Annotated in this window: 1 protein-coding gene; it reads right to left on the bottom strand. The window is 40.0% G+C overall.

The annotated features are described in order from the left end of the window. On the bottom strand, positions 1 to 772 hold a 772-nt coding region (locus UC75_RS04325; RefSeq protein WP_228137083.1), incomplete at both ends, for an OprD family outer membrane porin.

The following is a 772-nucleotide window of genomic DNA, read 5'->3' as shown; positions in this document are numbered from 1 at the left end:
TTCTTTAAAGAAACCTGTTGCATTCCAGTTAATGAAATACGTCTCTGGTAAGAAGCCATCCGGTAGCGGGTAAGCTGATTCGCCAATAATCTGCTGATAGCCCAAGCCAAAGGTATGGTTTTTTACTTTAACGGTTTCAAGTAATCCAATGTTCTGCGCATCAATATCAAAAGTATTGCCATCATCTTTTGCATTGAAGTATTTGAACTTAGAGGTGAGGGCAAAAGTTGGCTGCTTCCACGTATGTTCAAGCCCAACATAATGCTTGTTATACAGATCTTCTAAATTACCAAAGTAGTATTCGCCCTTTAAAGACGGCGTGAATTGATATCGTAAGTCAATGTAGTTCAAACCATCAGATTCTTTAGTAACCCCATTTGCCGTAAAGGAAAACTTTTTAAAGTCTTCTTCATTTCGTGGAGACACTTTTTCCACTCGGCCAATTTCAGCATAGAGTTGATCTGAAAGCTGTGATTTTAAGTTGGTTCCCCAATACGAAGTAAGTAACTGACGACTAGCATCGACTGCCGTTACAGGTAAATCGAGCCAGAGTTCACCGACACTTAAAAGTGTTTTGTCATAGCCCAGCTTTAAGGTGGCACCGTATTTTAAATAGTCGGATGCTTGAGATTGTGTTTCTTTATTAAAAGGCAGAACAGTATCTGCGACATGTTTGTCTGAACTTAAGCGCACAGCATATTGAACAGATGCATCAGCCCCAATCGTAATCGGCTTATCTGCTATAACTAGTGGAGTGTCATGCATTTTCGAC

Source organism: Acinetobacter sp. V2 (genome assembly GCF_001188385.1).
Taxonomy (GTDB): Bacteria; Pseudomonadota; Gammaproteobacteria; order Pseudomonadales; family Moraxellaceae; genus Acinetobacter; species Acinetobacter oleivorans.
This window is presented reverse-complemented; position numbering and strand designations above follow the sequence as displayed.